Genomic DNA, 17,519 nt, shown 5'->3' on the forward strand with positions numbered 1-17,519 from the left:
TACGCACGGGCGGTCCCCGTGCACAGAGGTTTCGATCACTTGCCGTCGGGCCAGCACTGCGGGTCGTTCTGGCACCAGATCGTCTTCGTGACGGTCACCGTGACGGTCGGGCCGGGCTGCCCAGGGTTGTTGACCGGCGGGGTGGGCGTGGCGTTGCAGTCGCCGAGCCCCTCCACGTGGAACCACTGCCTGCCGCCGACGGTGGCGGTGAGGTCCCCGCGCACACACGCGCCGCTGACGGTCCGGGTCACCTTGCCCTTGACGGTGATGTCCTTGCCGTCCCGTGTCTTCCCGTCGCAGTCGACGGTGGCGACGGTGTTCACACTGGAACTCGGTGTCCGGTCGCCGTTGTCGTACGAGGCCGTGCAGGTCAGCCAACTCACGTCGGCCTTCTGCCGGTTCAGCTCCTTGGTGACCAGCTGGTCGGTGGTGTACGACACGGTCGCGGAGCTGACCACGCCGGTCGGATCACACGCGGCGACCCCGCCCACGGCCAGCACGGCAACCCCCATGACACCCGCTACTCGCACCCCGCGCGGCCGACGCCAGTTCCGTCTCAACGCCACCATGGGGGGCAGCCTGCCACTGTCCCGCCGGGGACGGTAGGGCGCATACGGCCACCTGCGCGCCGGTCGGGCTACGGTGGGCGGATGCGCAAGGACCGTGCGGCGAGAACGCTCGTCGTGGACGGCCGGACGACCTACCTGTGGAGCGTCCGGCACAAGCACCGCGACGGCGACGTCTGCCGCGATGTGCCACCTGGTCCGCGACGGGGTCCGCACCCGGGTCGTCTTCCGGGAGGGCGAACGAGGGGGCATCTCCGGCGGCTACTCGTACGTCGGCTGCGTGTCGACCGGCCCCGGGAAGCTGCTCAACCTCAACGAACCCGGTGTCGTACGGCATCTGGTCGACGAGGCGACGGACCGCGGACTCCTGCCCGGTGCAGCCGAGTTGGACGGCTGGGACCTGTTCGACGCGGTGCTCAGCCGCGCAGCAGCAGCCACTCCTGCAGCTCCACCAGGTTGCCCTCCGGGTCCTTGAGGTGGGCGACGCGCATCCGGTCCGTCATCGGGGACGGGCCGTGCAGCAGGGTGGCACCGCGGGACGCGATCTGCTCGCAGTAGGTGTCCAGGTCGTCGACGCGGAGCACGACCAGGGAGCGGTGGCCGGTGGCCGTGTCGCCCAGTTCACCGAGGACCTCCGCCATCATCGACCGGTCCTGCAGGGCGATGCCCGCGGAGCCGGTGGCGGGGCTGAACTTCTCGTACGGCCCGCCCGTCGCCCCCGACTGGGGCTTGAGGCCGAGGACCTCGCCGTAGAAGCGGTAGCAGGCGGCGAAGTCGGTGACGAGCAGGCGTACTTGGGCGAGTTCCACAGCCGTCCTTCCAAGGGTCAGGACCAGCGGCCGGTGCGGCCGAGGAGCAGAGCGGTCGCCGCGGTTCCGGCGGTCGAGGTACGCAGCACGGTGGGCCCGAGGACGTAGGCGCGCGCACCGGCCTCCTCGAAGAGCGCCAACTCGTCCTTGGCGACGCCTCCTTCGGGTCCGACGACCAGTACGATCTCGCCCTCGTCGGGGAGTTCGGCGGTGGCCAGCGGCTCGCTGCCGCGGTCGAAGTCGGAGTGGAGCACGGCGGCGAAGTCGGCTTTGGCGAGAAGTGCGGCAACCTGTTTGGTCGTCGCCGCGTCCGCGACCTCCGGGAAGCGGACCCGGCGGGACTGCTTGCCGGCCTCGCGGGCGGTGGCCCGCCACTTGGCGAGCGCCTTCAGGCCCCGGTCGCCCTTCCACTGGGTGATGCAGCGGGCGGCCTGCCAGGGCACGACGGCGTCGACGCCGACCTCGGTCATGGTCTCGACGGCGAGTTCCCCGCGGTCGCCCTTGGGGAGGGCCTGGACGACGGTGATGCGGGGCTGTGCCTGGGGTTCCTCGCTCACCGAGTCGAGCTGGACGATCAGCCGGTCCTTGCCCTCGGTGCCGAGCACCACGCAGTCGGCCCAGCGCCCGGCCCCGTCGGTGAGGATGACGTCCTCGCCGGGCTGGAGCCGCTTCACGGAGACGGCGTGGCGGCCTTCGGGGCCGTCGAGAACGTAGCGTCCGCCGCTCCCCGGCTCGGTCTGCTCGACGAAGCGCTCGACGACGAACACCGGTGCGGTCATCGCAGGTCCCCCATGCCTGACAACGCTGTCCTGGCGGCGTCGAGTTCGGCGGCGAGTATCTCCACCAGCTGTCCCGCGGGCAGCTCGCGTGCCATCCGGTGCCCCTGGCCCGCCCACAGCGCCATGCCCTGGGCGTCCTTGGCCTTGGCGGCGGCCTTCCTGAGCGGGGCGGTGAGGTGGTGGACCTCGGGGTAGGCGGCGGGCGCGTACGGTCCGTGCTCGCGCAGGAAACGGTTGACCAGGCCACGAGCCGGTCTGCCGGAGAAGGCGCGGGTCAGCTCGGTGCGGACGTAGAGGGGGTTGGTCAGCGCCTGCTTGTGCACGTCGTGGGCGCCGGACTCGTGTGTGGCGAGGAACGCCGTGCCGAGCTGGGCCGCGCTCGCGCCTGCGGCCAGGACGGCGGCGATCTGGCTGCCGCGCATGATGCCGCCGGCGGCGACGATCGGGATGGTCACCGTCTCTCGGATCTGGGCGACGAGGGAGAGGAGTCCGAGGCCGGAGCCGTCCTGCTCGGGGAGGTCCCGGTGGGTGCCCTGGTGACCGCCGGCCTCCACGCCCTGCGCGATGACGGCGTCGGCGCCCGCGTACTGCACGGCGAGGGCCTCTTCGGGCGTGGTCGCGGTGACGAGGGTGAAGGTGCCGGCGCGGCGCAGCGACTCCAGGGTCTCGCTGCTCGGGATGCCGAAGTGGAAGGAGGCCGCCGGCACGGGGTTGTCGAGGAGTACGGCGAGCTTGGCGTCGTAGCCGTCGTCACGGCCGCTGTCGGGGTCGCCGAGCTCGGTCTCGTACCAGGTGGCCTCGCCGGCGAGCTGATGGGCGTAGACCTCGACGGCCGCGGGGTCGGCGTACTCGGGTTGCGGCATGAACAGGTTGACCCCGAAGGGCAGCCCGGTCAGCCCGCGCAGCTGCTTGATCTCCTGGTACAACCCGTCGGCCGTCTTGTACCCGGCGGCGAGGAACCCGAGCCCGCCCGCCTCGGACACGGCGGCGGCGAGCCGCGGCACGGAGACGCCGCCCGCCATGGGGGCCTGCACGATCGGATGACGGAAGAGACCGGTCAGCGCGGAGGACATGACGGCATGTTGTCACGTCCTCCGAACAAGTCCGAATCGGGCCTTCGACAGCTCAGGTACGACCGTTGAACGCATCCTTCAACCGGGAGAACAGCCCCTGCTGACCCGGCTGGAACTGCCCCGTGGGCCGTTCCTCGCCGCGCAGCTTCGCCAGCTCGCGCAGGAGGCGCTCCTGCTCGGGGTCCAGCTTGGTCGGGGTCTGGACCTCGACGTGGACGATGAGGTCGCCCCGGCCGCCGCCGCGCAGGTGGGTGACGCCCCGGCTGTGCAGCGGGATCGACTGGCCGGACTGGGTACCGGGCCGGATGTCGACCTCCTCCATGCCGTCCAGCGTCTCCAGCGGCACCTTCGTGCCGAGCGACGCGGCCGTCATCGGGAGGGTGACCGTGCAGTGCAGATCGTCGCCGCGCCGCTGGAACTGCGAGTGCGGGAGTTCGTGGATCTCGACGTAGAGGTCACCGGCGGGACCGCCACCGGGACCGACCTCGCCCTCACCCGCGAGCTGGATCCGCGTGCCGTTGTCCACGCCGGCCGGGATCTTCACGGTCAGTGTGCGGCGCGAGCGGACCCGGCCGTCGCCGGCGCACTCCGGGCACGGGGTCGGGACCACGGTGCCGAAGCCCTGGCACTGCGGGCACGGCCGGGACGTCATGACCTGGCCCAGGAAGGACCGCGTCACCTGCGACACCTCACCGCGGCCGCGGCACATGTCACACGTCTGGGCGGAGGTCCCCGGCGCCGCGCCCTCACCACTGCAGGTGGTGCAGACGATCGCCGTGTCGACCTGGATGTCCTTCGTCGTGCCGAAGGCCGCCTCGTCGAGCTCGATCTCGAGACGGATCATCGCGTCCTGGCCGCGCCGCGTGCGCGAGCGCGGACCCCGCTGCGACGCCGTGCCGAAGAACGCGTCCATGATGTCCGAGAAGTTCCCGAACCCACCGGCCCCGAAGCCGCCCGCGCCACCGCCGCCGGCCTGCGAGAGCGGGTCGCCGCCGAGGTCGTAGACCTGCTTCTTCTGCGGGTCCGACAACACCTCGTAGGCGGCGTTGATCTCCTTGAACCGCTCCTGCGTCTTCGGATCCGGGTTGACGTCCGGGTGCAGCTCGCGCGCGAGCCGACGGAACGCCTTCTTGATCTCATCCTGCGACGCGTCGCGGCGCACGCCGAGAACGGCGTAGTAGTCCGTGGCCACTTACGACTCCGCCAGGATCTGTCCGACGTACCGTGCCACTGCGCGTACCGCTCCCATCGTTCCCGGGTAATCCATGCGGGTCGGTCCGACCACGCCGAGCTTGGCGACTGCCTCGTTGCCCGAACCGTAGCCGACCGACACCACTGAAGTGGAGTTGAGTCCCTCGTAGGCGTTCTCGTGACCGATGCGTACGGTCATGCCCGAATCCCCCGCCTCGCCAAGGAGTTTGAGGAGGACGACCTGCTCCTCCAGGGCCTCCAGGACGGGCCGGATGGTGAGGGGAAAGTCATGTCCGAAGCGGGTGAGATTGGCGGTGCCGCCGATCATCAGCCGCTCCTCGTTCTCCTCGACGAGTGTCTCCAGGAGGGTGGAGAGCACTGTCGTGACCGTACCCCTGTCCTCGACGTCGAAGCCTTCGGGCAGGTCCTCGACCAGTCGCGGCACATCGGCGAACCGCCGTCCCGCGACCCGGCTGTTGAGCCGGGCCCGCAGATCGGCGAGCGAGGCCTCCCCGAAGGGCGCCGGGCAGTCGACCATGCGCTGCTCGACCCGGCCGGTGTCCGTGATCAGCACGAGCATCACGCGCGCGGGGGCGAGCGAGAGCAGTTCCACATGCCGCACGGTCGAGCGGGTGAGGGACGGGTACTGCACGACGGCGACCTGCCGGGTCAGCTGCGCGAGCAGCCGCACGGTCCGGGCCACGACGTCGTCGAGGTCGACGGCGCCGTCGAGGAAGTTCTGGATCGCGCGCCGCTCGGGCGCGGTCATCGGCTTGACGCCCGCCAGCTTGTCGACGAACAGCCGATAGCCCTTGTCGGTCGGGATCCGCCCGGCACTGGTGTGCGGCTGGGCGATGAACCCCTCGTCCTCCAGGGCCGCCATGTCGTTGCGGACGGTCGCCGGGGAGACGCCGAGGTTGTGCCGCTCGGTCAGGGCCTTCGACCCGACCGGCTCCTCGGTGCCGACGTAGTCCTGGACGATGGCGCGCAGCACCTGGAGCCTGCGTTCACTCAGCATCGCGCACACCTCCAGAAGTCGTTCCCTTGGCGCCTCGCCTGGCACTCTGTCCGTCCGAGTGCCAGCGCTCCCCGGCCAGTGTACGGCGGTGGGGTAGTCCATGGGCAAGGCTGGTCCCTGCGTAACGGGTTGTACGGCTAGCGTCGCGGTATGACGGTGACTTGGGAAGAGCTCGGGTGGGAGCGGGTCGCGACCGGGGTGGGGCGGTGCCGGCTGCCCGGCTGGGACTGCACGGCGGGCCTGGTGATCGGCGAGGGCACGGCCCTGCTGATCGATTCCGGCTCCGGCCTCGCGGAGGGCGCCCGCCTGCGCGCACAGGCCGAGGAACTCGCCGGTCATCGTGTGACCCATCTCGCGCTCACCCACCCCCACTTCGACCATGTCTTCGGGGCGGCGGCGTTCGCCGGCGCGGAGGTGTTCGGCGCGGTGGGTGCGGAGACGGTGCTGAGGGGACGGCTGGGACGTGCGGAGCTGCGGGCGGACGCGGTGCGCAACGGGCTGGACCCGGCGATGGCCGACGAGGCGGTGGACGCCCTCGTCTCTCCCCGGCATCACGTCTGCGGCGAGTGGACGCTCGACCTCGGCGGCGGCCGCCAGGTGCTGCTCGCGAACGTCGGCCCCGGCCACACCGCCCACGACCTCGCCGTCCTCGTCCCCGGTTCCCCGGAGGTCGTCTTCTGCGGCGACCTGGTCGAGGAGTCGGGCGAACCGCAGGCGGGCCCGGACGCCGTACCGCCGCACTGGCCCGCCGCGCTGGACCGACTGCTGGAGCTGGGCGGCGAGGACGCGCTGTACGTGCCCGGTCACGGAGCGGTGGTGGACGCGGCGTTCGTCCGGGCACAACGGGACGCGCTGGCGGCCCGCTTCGGCGTGTCGTCATGACTCCCGAGCCGCTTCTCCTATCGTCATCCGAATGCGCCAGTACTCCGCCGACCTGACCCCTCCGTGGAAGAAGCCCAAGGCGGTGCCGGAGGTCCCCGCCGAGCCCGGTCTGGTGGTCGAGGAGCCGGGGACGGGCTTCTGCGGCGCGGTGATCCGCTGCGAGGCGGGCACGGTGACGCTGGAGGACCGCTTCGGCAAGCACCGGGTGTTCCCGCTGGAGCCGCGCGGTTTCCTCCTGGAGGGCCGGGTGGTCACGTTGGTGAAGCCGTCAGGCGCTTCGGGCGCTTCTGTACGACCCACCCGTACCGCGTCCGGCTCGGTGGCCGTCCCCGGCGCCCGCGCGCGCGTGGCCCGCGCGGGCCGTATCTACGTCGAGGGCCGCCACGACGCGGAACTGGTGGAGAAGGTCTGGGGCGACGACCTGCGCATCGAGGGCGTGGTCGTGGAGTACCTGTCGGGCGTGGACGACCTCCCGTCGATCGTGGCCGAATTCGCGCCGGGCCCGGACGCCCGCCTCGGGGTCCTGGTCGACCACCTGCTCCCCGGCACGAAGGAGTGGCGCATCGCACAGGAGGTGACCAGCGAACACGCCCTGGTCGTCGGCCATCCGTACATCGACATCTGGGAGGCGGTGAAGCCGTCGTCCCTGGGCATAGAGGCGTGGCCCCGGGTACCGCACGGCCAGGACTGGAAGACGGGCGTGTGCCGGGCGCTGGGCTGGCCGTCGCAGAACACGGGCGCGGTGTGGCAGGCGATCCTGAAGCGGGTGGGCTCCTACAAGGATCTGGAGCCGGAGCTGCTGGGCCGGGTGGAGGAACTGATCGACTTCGTGACGGCGCCCTAGTCGGGGCTTGTCCGGCGGATCATGCCGACGTCGCGGGGTGTGGCACGCACTCCCCCAGTAGGGCATTCCTGCCCCTTGCAGCCGCAGGCACGACCCCGCTCACCCGCACCGATCCCATCAGTCCACCAGGTCCCGCACCACCGCGTCCGCCAGCAACCGTCCCCGCAGCGTCAGCACAGCCCGGCCCTCCTCGTAGGGCGTCTCCTCGAGCAGCCCCTCCCCCAGCGCCCGCCGAGAAGCGGCCAGACCCTCCTCGCGCAGCAGCGACAGCGGCGCCCCCTCCCGCAGCCGCAGCTCCAGCAGAATCCGCTCGACCCGCCGGTCCTCGTCCGACAAGAGCTCACGCCCCGCTCCCGGAGACTTCCCGGAAGCCAGCGCCGCCGCGTACGCCCCGGGATGCTTCACGTTCCACCAGCGCACCCCGCCGACGTGCGAGTGCGCCCCGGGCCCGGCTCCCCACCAGTCCGCGCCCCGCCAGTACAGCTCGTTGTGCAGGCACCGGCCCGCCTCGGACGTGGCCCAGTTCGACACCTCGTACCAGTCGAACCCGGCCTCCGCCAGCACCGAGTCCGCGATCAGATACCGGTCCGCGTGCACGTCGTCGTCCGTCATCGGCACCTCGCCCCGACGGATACGGCGAGCCAGCTGGGTGCCCTCCTCGACGATCAGCGCGTACGCCGACACGTGATCCGGTCCGGCCCCGATCGCCGCCTCCAGGGACGCCCGCCAGTCGTCGTCCGACTCCCCGGGCGTGCCATAGATCAGATCCAGGTTGACATGCGAGAACCCCGCCGCCCGCGCCTCCGCCACGCACGCCTCCGGCCGCCCCGGGGTGTGCGTGCGGTCCAGCACCTTCAGCACATGCTGCCGCGCGCTCTGCATCCCGAAGGACACCCGGTTGAAGCCGCCCTCCCGCAGCTCGGCCAGGTACGCCGGGTCCACCGACTCCGGGTTCGCCTCGGTCGTCACCTCCGCGTCCGGGGCCAGCCCGAACTCGTCACGGATCGCCCCCAGCATCCGTACGAGATCCCCGGCGGCCAGCAGCGTGGGCGTGCCGCCGCCGACGAACACCGTGCGGACCGGGCGCGGGTCGTCGCCGAGGACCTTCCGCGCCAGGCGGATCTCGTCGATCAGCGTCTCCGCGTAGTTGTCGCGGGAGGCCAGCACCCCGCCCGAACCTCGCAGCTCGGTCGCGGTGTAGGTGTTGAAGTCGCAGTAGCCGCAGCGGGTCGCGCAGTACGGGACGTGCAGATAGAAGCCGAGAGGGCGGTCGGCGGACCCGGTGAGCGCGGACGCGGGCAGTGAGCCGTCGTCGGGGACGGGTTCGCCGTCGGGGAGTGCGGAAGGCATGTCCTCCATTGTCCCGCACCCCGGCGGACACCTACTCCGCCTGCAGCACCAGCAGCGCCAGATCGTCCTCCGGCGGCCGCGCCCCGAACTCGTGGACCAGCCGCTTGATCCGCTCCGCGATCAGCTCGGCGTCCAGCCCCGCGCACCCGGCCAGCGCGTCCGCGAGCCCGTCCTCGTCGTCGAACTGCCGGGAGCCGCTGCGCCGCTCGGTCACCCCGTCGGTGACACACAGCAGGCTGTCGCCGGGCCGCAGCTCGAAGGTCTCACTGGTGTACGTCTCGTCCTCGACGACCCCGAGCAGGGTCTGCGGCCGCGCGGCCGTACGGACCTCGCCACCCGATCCGAGCAGCAGCGGCAGCGGATGCCCGGCGGAGGCGAGGGTGCAGCGCACTCCGCCGTCGAAGGGCGCGAGCTCGCCGTAGAGGAGGGACAGGAAGCGGGTCTGCGGGCCGTCGCCGGGGTTCATGGGGCGGCCGCCCGCGGAGGCCAGGGCCCGGGCCGCCGCGTCCGCGGCCTCTGTCGCGTCGTCGAGGAGCAGCTGGTTGAGGCGGTCGAGGACGTCGGCGACGCGGTAGCCCTCGCGGGCCAGCAGCCGGAGCCAGGGCCGGGCGAGTCCGATGACCACGGCGGCCTCGGGGCCCTTGCCCTGGACGTCACCGACGGCGAAGCACCAGCGGCCGTCACCGGCCGGGAAGAGATCGTAGAAGTCGCCGCTGGGCCCGCCCTTGTCGCAGGGCTCGTACACCAGGGCGCTGCGCACCCCGGGGATCTCGGCGACCGCGCCGGGCAGCAGACCGCGCTGGAGCACCGCGCTGATGGTGGCCTGGCGCGCGTACTGGCGGGCCGCGCCGATGGCGAGCGCCACCCGGCGGCTGAGGTCCTCGACGAGCCCGGTGATCTCGTCGGGGAAGGAGACCAGCCCGGCCCGGCCGATGACCAGGGTGCCCAGCGGGCGGCCGCCTGCCGTGAGGCGGTAGGCGAGCGCGGAGCCGTGTGTGCCGTGCGGACCCAGTGCCACACCGGGCCAGGGGAACGGCACCGGCCCGGGATGGTCCGGCCCCGAGGTGCCCGGCGGCTCCTTCTCCAGCGCCTGCCGCAGATCCTCGATCCGGGTCTCGGAGCAGTGCCAGACCCGGGCCAGCCGGGGCCCGGACACACCGCCCTCGCCCCAGCCGGTCCCGCTCTCGGCCTCACCCTGACGAAGGGACCCCCAGCGCCCGGCGACCTCGTCCTCCAGCCACACCGCGCACCAGTCGGCCAGTCGCGGCACGATCAGCTGGCCGGCGAGGGCGGCCACCAGGTTCTCGTCGAGCTGGCCGGCGAGCAGGTCGGAGGCCTCGGCGAGGAAGGACAGCGCACCGCGATTCAGCCAGTCCCAGTCGTGCTCACCGCGAGCGGCGGGCGCGGGCGGGACCGGGGCCCGGAACGGGGGCGACTCCGGGGCGAGTATCCCGGCGACCCGCAGCGCCCGGTCACGTGCGCGGTCCCCGGCGTACGCCTGGATCCCGTCGAGGGCCTCCTTGCCTCCGGCCGGCAGCTGCGCCCACACGGTCTTGGCGCCCGTGCGGTAGGTGATGCCCCAGGTCTCGGCGAGCGCGGCGACCAGGCGCAGCCCGCGCCCGTACTCCGGTGTGCCGTACGACGGTTCTGGGTCACCGTCGCGAGGGGCGCGCGAGGGATGGTGGTCGAGGACCTCGACGACGAGGGCACCGGTGTGCGCCTCCAGGCGGCAGTCGAGCTCGACGTCGGTGCCCGCGTGGATGACGGCGTTGGTGACGAGCTCGCTGACCACGACCACGGCGTCGTCGGTCTGCCGGTCGGTGAGGAACTCGGTGCCGGGCAGGGCGAGTTCGGCCCATTCGGTGAACGTGGCCCGTAGCAGGGCCCGCGCCGAGCCAGGGGCGAGCGGACCGCCGGGAAAGGCGGCGTGGGCGTGCGCCGGTGCGTGCGGGAGCGCGTCGCCGTCGCGCGTCGGCACGTCGGACGCACCGGCAACGGACTCCCGTTGCGCAGGAATGGCCCCCATGTCCGTCTCCCGAACCAGTTCGGACGAATACACCTCAGTCGATGCGGACAGAGTGACAGACTGGCCACGCCCATAAGCGCCGAGTTACCGAAGTGGGCCGCCATGAGTGAGAACAGTGGTACACCTGTGCTCGAAGACGGACAGAATGCCGACCGGATGCGAGCATCGGACCTGCGCCCTCTGCTCGCCGCGATGACCGCGGCCCGGGACGGCGCCTTCCGCCGGATGCCGGAGTCCGGGGACGGGATCGTGGCCGAGCTGACGGCCGTCTTCAACCAGCTGGTGGACCGCAGTGTCCACTTCACCGGCGAGGTCAACCGTGTGAAGCGGGAGCTGGTGCGGCACGGCCGACTCGACGAGCGGCTCTCCCCCAGTCCGGGGCAGGGGTCGTGGACCTCCCGGGTCAACGACGTGAACCAGCTGCTCGACGCCCTGGTGGCCCCGGCCGCCAACGCGACCCGGGTCCTGGATGCGGTGGCCGGCGGCGATCTGACCCAGCGGGTCGATCTGCACGACGGCAACCGGCAGTTGCGCGGTGATCTACGACGTCTCGGCCGGGCCGTGAACAAGATGGTCGACCAGCTCTCCCTGTTCACCGGCGAGGTGACCCGGGTGGCCCGCGAGGTCGGCACCGAGGGGCGGCTGGGCGGGCGGGCCAAGGTGACGGGTCTGTCGGGCAGCTGGCGGGACGTGACCGAGGCGGTCAACACCATGGCGTCCCGGCTGACCGCGCAGGTCCGGGACATCGCCCTGGTGACCACGGCGGTGGCCCGCGGCGATCTGACCCGTACGGTCACGGTCGAGGCGACGGGCGAGCTGCTCGAACTGAAGCTGACCGTGAACACGATGGTCGACCAGCTCTCCGCCTTCGCCGACGAGGTCACCCGGGTGGCCCGCGAGGTCGGCACCGTGGGGCAGTTGGGCGGCCGGGCCCAGGTACGCGGGGTGTCCGGGGTCTGGAAGGACCTCACCGACAACGTCAACTTCATGGCGTCGAACCTGACGTCGCAGGTGCGCAACATCGCGCAGGTCACCACGGCCGTGGCCAACGGCGACCTGTCCCAGAAGATCACCGTCGACGCGCAGGGCGAGATCCTGGAGCTGAAGTCCACCATCAACACGATGGTCGACCAGCTCTCCGCCTTCGCGGACGAGGTGACGAGGGTCGCGCGCGAGGTCGGCACCGAGGGCAATCTCGGTGGGCGAGCTCAAGTGCGGGGCGTGAGTGGCGTCTGGAAGGACCTCACCGACAACGTCAACTTCATGGCGGACAACCTGACCTCGCAGGTCCGCAACATCGCGCTGGTGTCGACGGCGGTGGCCCAGGGCGACCTCGGCAAGAAGATCACGGTCGAGGCCAAGGGCGAGATCCTCGAGCTGAAGTCGACGATCAACACGATGGTGGACCAGCTGTCGGCCTTCGCCGACGAGGTCACCCGCGTGGCCCGCGAGGTCGGCACCGAAGGAAATCTGGGCGGTCAGGCGCAGGTGCGGGGCGTGTCGGGTGTCTGGAAGGATCTGACGGACAACGTCAACTTCATGGCCCTGAACCTGACGTCTCAGGTGCGGAACATCGCCCAGGTCACCACGGCCGTGGCCAACGGCGACCTGTCGAAGAAGATCACGGTCGACGCCCGCGGCGAGATCCTCGAACTGAAGGACACCGTCAACACGATGGTGGAACAGCTGAGGGCCTTCGCCGACGAGGTCACCCGCGTGGCCCGCGAGGTCGGCACCGACGGCCGGCTCGGCGGGCGGGCCCAGGTGCTGGGTGTCTCCGGGGTCTGGCGGGATCTGACCGACAACGTCAACTACATGGCCGACAACCTGACGTCGCAGGTGCGGAACATCGCCCAGGTGACGACCGCGGTGGCCAACGGTGACCTCTCCAAGAAGATCGACGTGGACGCGCGCGGCGAGATCCTGGAGCTGAAGACCGCCATCAACACCATGGTCGACACGCTCTCCTCCTTCTCCTCCGAGGTCACCCGCGTGGCCCGCGAGGTGGGTTCCGAAGGCCAGCTCGGCGGCCAGGCACGGGTCGAGGGCGTGTACGGCACCTGGAAGCGGCTGACGACGAACGTCAACGAGCTGGCGTCCAACCTGACCACCCAGGTCCGGGCGATCGCCGAGGTCGCCTCCGCGGTGGCCCAGGGCGACATGTCCCGCGCCATCACCGTGGAGACCCAGGGCGAGGTCACCGAGCTCAAGGACAACATCAACCTGATGGTGGCCAACCTCCGCGAGACGACCCGGGCCAAGGACTGGCTGGAGTCGAACCTCGCGCGCCTGGCCGCCCTGATGCAGGGCCACCGGGACCTGATGGAGGTCGCCGACCTGATCCTGCGCGAGCTGACCCCGCTGGTGAACGCCCAGTACGGGGCGTTCTTCCTGGCCGACCCGGACGAGGACGGCGCCGCTCTGCGCACCACCGTTCCCGCAAAGGGACTCGCGTTCATCGCGGGCTACGGCTCGGCGCAGGGCGCGACCGTCGACACCGGCGGCATGCCGGTCCACGGCCTGGTGCGCCAGGCGGCCCGCGAGAAGAAGCGCATCCTGGTGGAGGAGGCCCCGCCGGACTACATCAAGATCAACAGCGGTCTGGGCGAGGCCGCTCCGGCGAGCGTCGTGATCATCCCGATCCTCTTCGAGGACAAGCTCCTCGGCGTGATCGAGCTGGCGTCCTTCTCCCGCTTCTCCGATGTCCACCTGGCCTTCTTCGACCAGTTCGTGAACACCATCGGCGTCGCCATCAACACGATCATCGCCAACTCCCGCACCGAGTCCCTGCTGGGCGAGTCCCAGCGCCTGGCGATGCAGCTCCAGGAGCGCTCGGACGAACTCCAGAAGCAGCAGGCGGAGTTGCAGCGCTCGAACGCAGAACTGGAGGAGAAGGCGGCCCTGTTGGCCACGTCGTCGCAGTACAAGTCGGAGTTCCTGGCGAACATGTCGCACGAACTGCGCACGCCGCTGAACTCCCTGCTGATCCTGGCGAGGCTCCTCTCCGACAACCCCGACGGCCATCTCTCCGACCAGGAGGTGCAGTTCGCGACGACGATCCACCGGTCGGGCTCGGACCTGCTCCAACTGATCAACGACATCCTGGACCTGTCGAAGATCGAGGCCGGCCGGATGGACGTACGCCCGAAGAAGCTGCCGCTGATCAAGCTGCTGGACTACGTCCACGCGACCTTCCGCCCGCTCACCCTGGACCGGGGGCTCGCCTTCGAGGTGGCGGTGGGCGAGGACGTGCCGCGCGAGATGTACTCGGACGAACAGAGGCTCCAGCAGATCCTGCGCAACCTGCTCTCCAACGCGATCAAGTTCACCGCCGGCGGCCGGGTCGAGCTGCGCGTGAACCGCATCAAGGATCCCGAGCACGTGTACGTCCGCGACAGCGACGACGTGGTCGCCTTCGCGGTCTCCGACACCGGCATCGGCATCGCACGGGAGAAACTCCCGGTGATCTTCGAAGCGTTCCAGCAGGCCGACGGCACGACCAACCGCAAGTACGGCGGCACGGGGCTCGGTCTGTCCATCAGCCGGGAGATCGCGGGCCTGCTGGGCGGCCGTATCGTCGCGGAGAGCGAACCCGGCAAGGGCTCCACCTTCACCCTCTACGTCCCCGTCGTCAGCCCCGGGCACCCGGCGACCGGCCCGACCACCGAGGACCGTCTCCTGCCGGCCCCGGAGGACCTGTCCGGCGAGCCCTACCCGACCGCCCACGACGCCGAGGACTCATGGCCGGCCCCCACCAAGCTGGAGGCGTGGACGGCGGGCCGGGCAGGACAGGTGCTGACGGGACGCCGGGTGCTGATCGTCGACGACGACATCCGCAACGTCTTCGCCCTCACCCATGTGCTGGGCCGGGTCGGCATGCCGGTCCTGTACGCGGAGAACGGCCGCGAGGGCATCGAGACCCTGGAGCGCAACCCGGATGTGGAACTCGTGCTGATGGACATCATGATGCCGGAGATGGACGGCTACGAGACCATCGCCGCCATCCGCCGCACCGCGCGCTGGTCCGGACTGCCCATCGTCGCGCTCACCGCGAAGGCGATGCCCGGAGACCGTGAGAAATCGATCGCGCGCGGCGCCAACGACTACGTACCCAAGCCGGTGGACGTCGACCAGCTGCTGACCGTCGTCTGGGCACTCCTGGACCCCGAGGGGGCTCAGACGGAGGAGCGGACCGACGCAGAGGAAGCGGTGGTCCCACCCACCGACGACTGAATGAGGCAGTCACATGAGCAGCGCCGAGGCAAGGATCGACGAGAGCGCGGGCATCCTCCTGGTCGACGACATGGAGGACAACCTGATCGCACTGGAGGCCGTCCTGGGATCCCTCAACGAACCACTGATCCGCGCCCGTTCGGGCGAGGAGGCGATGAAGGCCCTGCTCCGCCGCCGGTTCGCCCTGGTCCTCCTGGACGTCCGCATGCCGGGCATGGACGGCTTCGAGACGGCGGCGCACATCAAGCGCCTGGACCAGACGAAGGACGTCCCGATCATCTTCCTCACGGGCGCGGAGGACGACTCCGGCTACGCCTTCCGCGGCTACGCGACGGGCGCCGCGGACTACCTGACCAAGCCGTTCGACCCCTGGGTGCTCCGCGCGAAGGTCAGCGTGTTCCTGGACCTGCACAGGAAGAACCAGCAGCTGGAGCGACTGCTGGCACGGCAACGGACGGACTACCAGGAGGTGAGCAAACAACTTGACGAGTTGGAGCAGGAGTTGACGGAACCTCAGCGCACGAGGATCAAGGAACTCCGGCACCTTCTGGAGAAACGGTGAGATGCGTCAGGGGCGCGCGGGGCTGTATCGGTATGCGGCTTCGCCGCGTGGGCGCGACAAGCCACGACGTACCGCCGGCCGCCCAGCAGCCCCGCTCCCCTCCGCTTACGCGCTACGCCTCCCGAGACCCCGCGTACATCTCGTCGATGAGGTGCTTGTACTCCCGCTCCACAACAGGCCGCTTCAGCTTCAGACTCGGCGTGATCTCACCGTGCTCCACGTCCAGGTCCCTCGGCAGCAACCGGAACTTCTTGATCGTCTGCCACCGCTGAAGCCCCTCGTTGAGCTGCTTCACATAGCCCTCGACCATGGACACCGTGGCGGGCGCGGCGACGACCTCCGCGTACGACTTCCCTTCGAGCCCGTTCTCCTTGGCCCACTCGAGAATCGAGACCTCGTCCAGCGCGATGAGCGCCGTGCAGAAGTTCCGGTCCGCACCGTGCACCAGGATGTTGGACACGTACGGGCACACCGCCTTGAACTGCCCCTCGACCTCGGCGGGCGCGATGTACTTGCCGCCGGACGTCTTGATGAGGTCCTTCTTGCGGTCGGTGATCCGCAGATACCCGTCGGGCGACAGCTCACCGATGTCCCCGGTGTGGAACCACCCGTCGGCCTCGAGAACCTCGGCGGTCTTCTCGGGCAGCCCGTGGTACCCCTCCATGATCCCCGGGCCCCGCAGCAGGATCTCCCCGTCATCCGCGATACGGACCTCCGTGCCGGGCAGCGGCTTGCCGACCGTACCGGTGCGGTAGGCCTCGCCCGGGTTCACGAAGGAGGCCGCCGAGGACTCCGTGAGGCCGTAGCCCTCGAGGATGTGGATGCCGGCGCCGGCGAAGAAGTACCCGATCTCGGGTGCGAGCGCCGCGGACCCGGAGACACACGCCCGCAGGTTACCGCCGAACGCCTCCCGGATCTTCGAGAAGACCAGCGCGTCGGCCACCTTGTGCTTGGCGCTCAGCCCGAACGGCGCGGACGCGACCCCGGTGCGCCGGAAGGTGTCCTGGGCGGTCTTGGCGTACTCACGGCCCACCTCGGCCGCCCACTGGAAGATCTTGTACTTGGCGCCGCCGCCCGCACGGGCCTTCGCGGCGACCCCGTTGTAGACCTTCTCGAAGATGCGCGGGACGGCCGCCATGTACGTCGGCTGCACGACCGGCAGATTCTCGATGATCTTGTCGACGCGGCCGTCGACGGCGGTGACGTGACCGACCTCGATCTGCCCGGAGGTGAGCACCTTGCCGAAGACGTGGGCGAGCGGCAGCCACAGGTACTGCACGTCCTCGCTGCTGATCAGGCCGGTCGCGGCGGTCGCCTTCGCCATGTAGGCCCAGTTGTCGTGGGGCAGCCGTACACCCTTGGGACGGCCGGTGGTGCCGGAGGTGTAGATCAGCGTCGCGAGCTGGTCCTTGGTGATCGCGCCGACCCGCTCCTTGATCAGCTCGGGGTCCTTCTCGAGGCGGGCGGCACCACGGGCCTCCAGCTCGGAGAGGGTCAGGATCCAGTCGGCGGTCTCGACACCGGCCGGGTCGATCACCACGACATGGGTGAGGGCGGGCAGTTCGCCGCGTTTCTCGACCGCCTTGGCGAGCTGGGCCGCGTCCTCCGCGATCAGCACCCGGCTCTCGGAGTCGGAGAGGATGAACGCCGACTCGTCGGCGTTGGTCTGCGGGTAGACCGTGGTCGTGGCGGCGCCGGCGCACATGATGCCGAGGTCCACGAGGATCCACTCGATCCGGGTCGAGGAGGCGAGGGCGACTCGCTGCTCCGGCTGCACTCCCAGTTCGATCAGCCCGGCCGCGATGGCGTACACCCGCTCCGCGGCCTGCGCCCAGCTGAGCGACTTCCAGTCGTCCGGGCCCTGCCCGGAGGCCGCCGGCACCGGGTACCGGTACGCCTCGGCGTCCGGCGTGGCCGCAACGCGCTCCAGGAAGACGGTCGCCACACTCGGCGGACGGTTCTCGATCAGTGTCTGTGTGTCGCTCACGACATCCTCCGGGCCCGCGACAATGCGGCTGGCTCAGGTTGCGGCTGTTGTTTAACTCGCGAGTAACTATCGAGCAGGGATCAGAGTAAAGCGCGGCCGAGCCGTTCGTAAGGGGCGGCGGCCTGTCACTTCCTACTGAGCGCGACCCTACGCACGCGTAGGGGTCCACCGCACTTTCGCACGACGGACCCCTTTCCAT

14 protein-coding genes are annotated in these 17,519 nt (G+C 70.5%); 5 read left to right on the forward strand and 9 right to left on the reverse strand.

The annotated features are described in order from the left end of the window. Positions 1 to 35 precede the first annotated feature (35 nt). Complete coding sequence (locus QF027_RS16835; protein WP_373431001.1) at positions 36 to 569, reverse strand: hypothetical protein; 534 nt, start codon at positions 567 to 569, stop codon at positions 36 to 38. Positions 570 to 750: 181 nt separating this feature from the next. Between QF027_RS16835 and QF027_RS16840 the strand changes: the two genes are divergently transcribed. Continuing rightward, positions 751 to 1,041: a hypothetical protein gene (locus QF027_RS16840; RefSeq protein WP_306981396.1), complete on the forward strand. Its 291-nt coding sequence runs from the start codon at positions 751 to 753 to the stop codon at positions 1,039 to 1,041. On the opposite strand, the gene QF027_RS16845 is transcribed toward QF027_RS16840, so the two are convergent. The 5 genes from QF027_RS16845 to hrcA are packed head-to-tail and all read right to left on the reverse strand — an operon-like array spanning position 983 to position 5,436. Further along, positions 983 to 1,375, reverse strand: a complete 393-nt coding sequence (locus QF027_RS16845) for a VOC family protein (protein ID WP_306981394.1) — start codon at positions 1,373 to 1,375, stop codon at positions 983 to 985. The genes QF027_RS16840 and QF027_RS16845 overlap by 59 nt on opposite strands. 17 nt (positions 1,376 to 1,392) lie before the next feature. Continuing rightward, a complete protein-coding gene (locus tag QF027_RS16850; protein WP_306981392.1) occupies positions 1,393 to 2,154 on the reverse strand; it encodes a 16S rRNA (uracil(1498)-N(3))-methyltransferase in 762 nt (253 codons plus the stop codon). Then, a complete protein-coding gene (locus QF027_RS16855; protein ID WP_306981390.1) occupies positions 2,151 to 3,227 on the reverse strand; it encodes a nitronate monooxygenase in 1,077 nt (358 codons plus the stop codon). The genes QF027_RS16850 and QF027_RS16855 overlap by 4 nt, the downstream gene beginning before the upstream one ends. A gap of 52 nt (positions 3,228 to 3,279) precedes the next feature. Continuing rightward, on the reverse strand, positions 3,280 to 4,419 hold the full coding sequence (gene dnaJ, locus QF027_RS16860) for a molecular chaperone DnaJ (protein ID WP_007381949.1): 1,140 nt from the start codon (positions 4,417 to 4,419) through the stop codon (positions 3,280 to 3,282). Then, the gene (hrcA, locus tag QF027_RS16865; RefSeq protein ID WP_057615852.1) at positions 4,420 to 5,436 is read right to left on the reverse strand and encodes a heat-inducible transcriptional repressor HrcA; all 1,017 of its coding nucleotides are present in this window, start codon (positions 5,434 to 5,436) and stop codon (positions 4,420 to 4,422) included. A 150-nt stretch (positions 5,437 to 5,586) separates the two neighbouring features. On the opposite strand from hrcA, the gene QF027_RS16870 reads away from it, so the two are divergent. Both QF027_RS16870 and QF027_RS16875 read left to right on the forward strand, forming a co-directional pair. Beyond that, entirely contained in the window at positions 5,587 to 6,318 is a 732-nt protein-coding gene (locus QF027_RS16870; protein WP_306981385.1) for an MBL fold metallo-hydrolase, read from the forward strand. 31 nt (positions 6,319 to 6,349) lie between these two features. Further along, entirely contained in the window at positions 6,350 to 7,162 is an 813-nt protein-coding gene (locus QF027_RS16875) for a DUF3097 domain-containing protein (RefSeq protein WP_306981382.1), read from the forward strand. Between the two features lie 117 nt (positions 7,163 to 7,279). On the opposite strand, the gene hemW is transcribed toward QF027_RS16875, so the two are convergent. Together hemW and QF027_RS16885 are read right to left on the reverse strand one after the other, a co-directional pair. After that, positions 7,280 to 8,512 carry a radical SAM family heme chaperone HemW gene (hemW, locus tag QF027_RS16880; protein ID WP_306981379.1) on the reverse strand — a complete coding sequence of 411 codons (1,233 nt, stop codon included), beginning with the start codon at positions 8,510 to 8,512 and terminating at the stop codon, positions 7,280 to 7,282. 31 nt (positions 8,513 to 8,543) lie between these two features. Next, the gene (locus tag QF027_RS16885; protein ID WP_306981377.1) at positions 8,544 to 10,538 is read right to left on the reverse strand and encodes an ATP-binding SpoIIE family protein phosphatase; all 1,995 of its coding nucleotides are present in this window, start codon (positions 10,536 to 10,538) and stop codon (positions 8,544 to 8,546) included. Between the two features lie 156 nt (positions 10,539 to 10,694). Between QF027_RS16885 and QF027_RS16890 the strand changes: the two genes are divergently transcribed. Both QF027_RS16890 and QF027_RS16895 read left to right on the forward strand, forming a co-directional pair. Further along, positions 10,695 to 14,771 carry a HAMP domain-containing protein gene (locus tag QF027_RS16890; protein ID WP_307075440.1) on the forward strand — a complete coding sequence of 1,359 codons (4,077 nt, stop codon included), beginning with the start codon at positions 10,695 to 10,697 and terminating at the stop codon, positions 14,769 to 14,771. Between the two features lie 13 nt (positions 14,772 to 14,784). Beyond that, positions 14,785 to 15,333 (forward strand): response regulator, encoded by a 549-nt coding sequence (locus QF027_RS16895; RefSeq protein ID WP_306981373.1) that lies wholly within the window; start codon positions 14,785 to 14,787, stop codon positions 15,331 to 15,333. Positions 15,334 to 15,445: 112 nt separating this feature from the next. Here the strand turns inward: QF027_RS16895 and QF027_RS16900 are convergent, their stop codons facing one another. After that, positions 15,446 to 17,320 carry an AMP-dependent synthetase/ligase gene (locus tag QF027_RS16900; protein ID WP_307075442.1) on the reverse strand — a complete coding sequence of 625 codons (1,875 nt, stop codon included), beginning with the start codon at positions 17,318 to 17,320 and terminating at the stop codon, positions 15,446 to 15,448. Between the last annotated feature and the right edge of the window lie 199 nt (positions 17,321 to 17,519).

Origin of the sequence: Streptomyces canus (assembly GCF_030816965.1) — a bacterium.
Classification (GTDB): Bacteria; Actinomycetota; Actinomycetes; order Streptomycetales; family Streptomycetaceae; genus Streptomyces; species Streptomyces canus_E.

Coding starts and splice junctions, on each gene's coding strand:
- QF027_RS16835 (WP_373431001.1), bottom strand. CDS start 569: ATGGTGGCGTTGAGACGGAACTGGCGTCGGCCGCGCGGGGTGCGAGTA.
- QF027_RS16840 (WP_306981396.1), top strand. CDS start 751: ATGTGCCACCTGGTCCGCGACGGGGTCCGCACCCGGGTCGTCTTCCGG.
- QF027_RS16850 (WP_306981392.1), bottom strand. CDS start 2,154: ATGACCGCACCGGTGTTCGTCGTCGAGCGCTTCGTCGAGCAGACCGAG.
- QF027_RS16855 (WP_306981390.1), bottom strand. CDS start 3,227: ATGTCCTCCGCGCTGACCGGTCTCTTCCGTCATCCGATCGTGCAGGCC.
- hrcA (WP_057615852.1), bottom strand. CDS start 5,436: ATGCTGAGTGAACGCAGGCTCCAGGTGCTGCGCGCCATCGTCCAGGAC.
- QF027_RS16870 (WP_306981385.1), top strand. CDS start 5,587: ATGACGGTGACTTGGGAAGAGCTCGGGTGGGAGCGGGTCGCGACCGGG.
- QF027_RS16875 (WP_306981382.1), top strand. CDS start 6,350: ATGCGCCAGTACTCCGCCGACCTGACCCCTCCGTGGAAGAAGCCCAAG.
- hemW (WP_306981379.1), bottom strand. CDS start 8,512: ATGCCTTCCGCACTCCCCGACGGCGAACCCGTCCCCGACGACGGCTCA.
- QF027_RS16885 (WP_306981377.1), bottom strand. CDS start 10,538: ATGGGGGCCATTCCTGCGCAACGGGAGTCCGTTGCCGGTGCGTCCGAC.
- QF027_RS16890 (WP_307075440.1), top strand. CDS start 10,695: ATGCGAGCATCGGACCTGCGCCCTCTGCTCGCCGCGATGACCGCGGCC.
- QF027_RS16895 (WP_306981373.1), top strand. CDS start 14,785: ATGAGCAGCGCCGAGGCAAGGATCGACGAGAGCGCGGGCATCCTCCTG.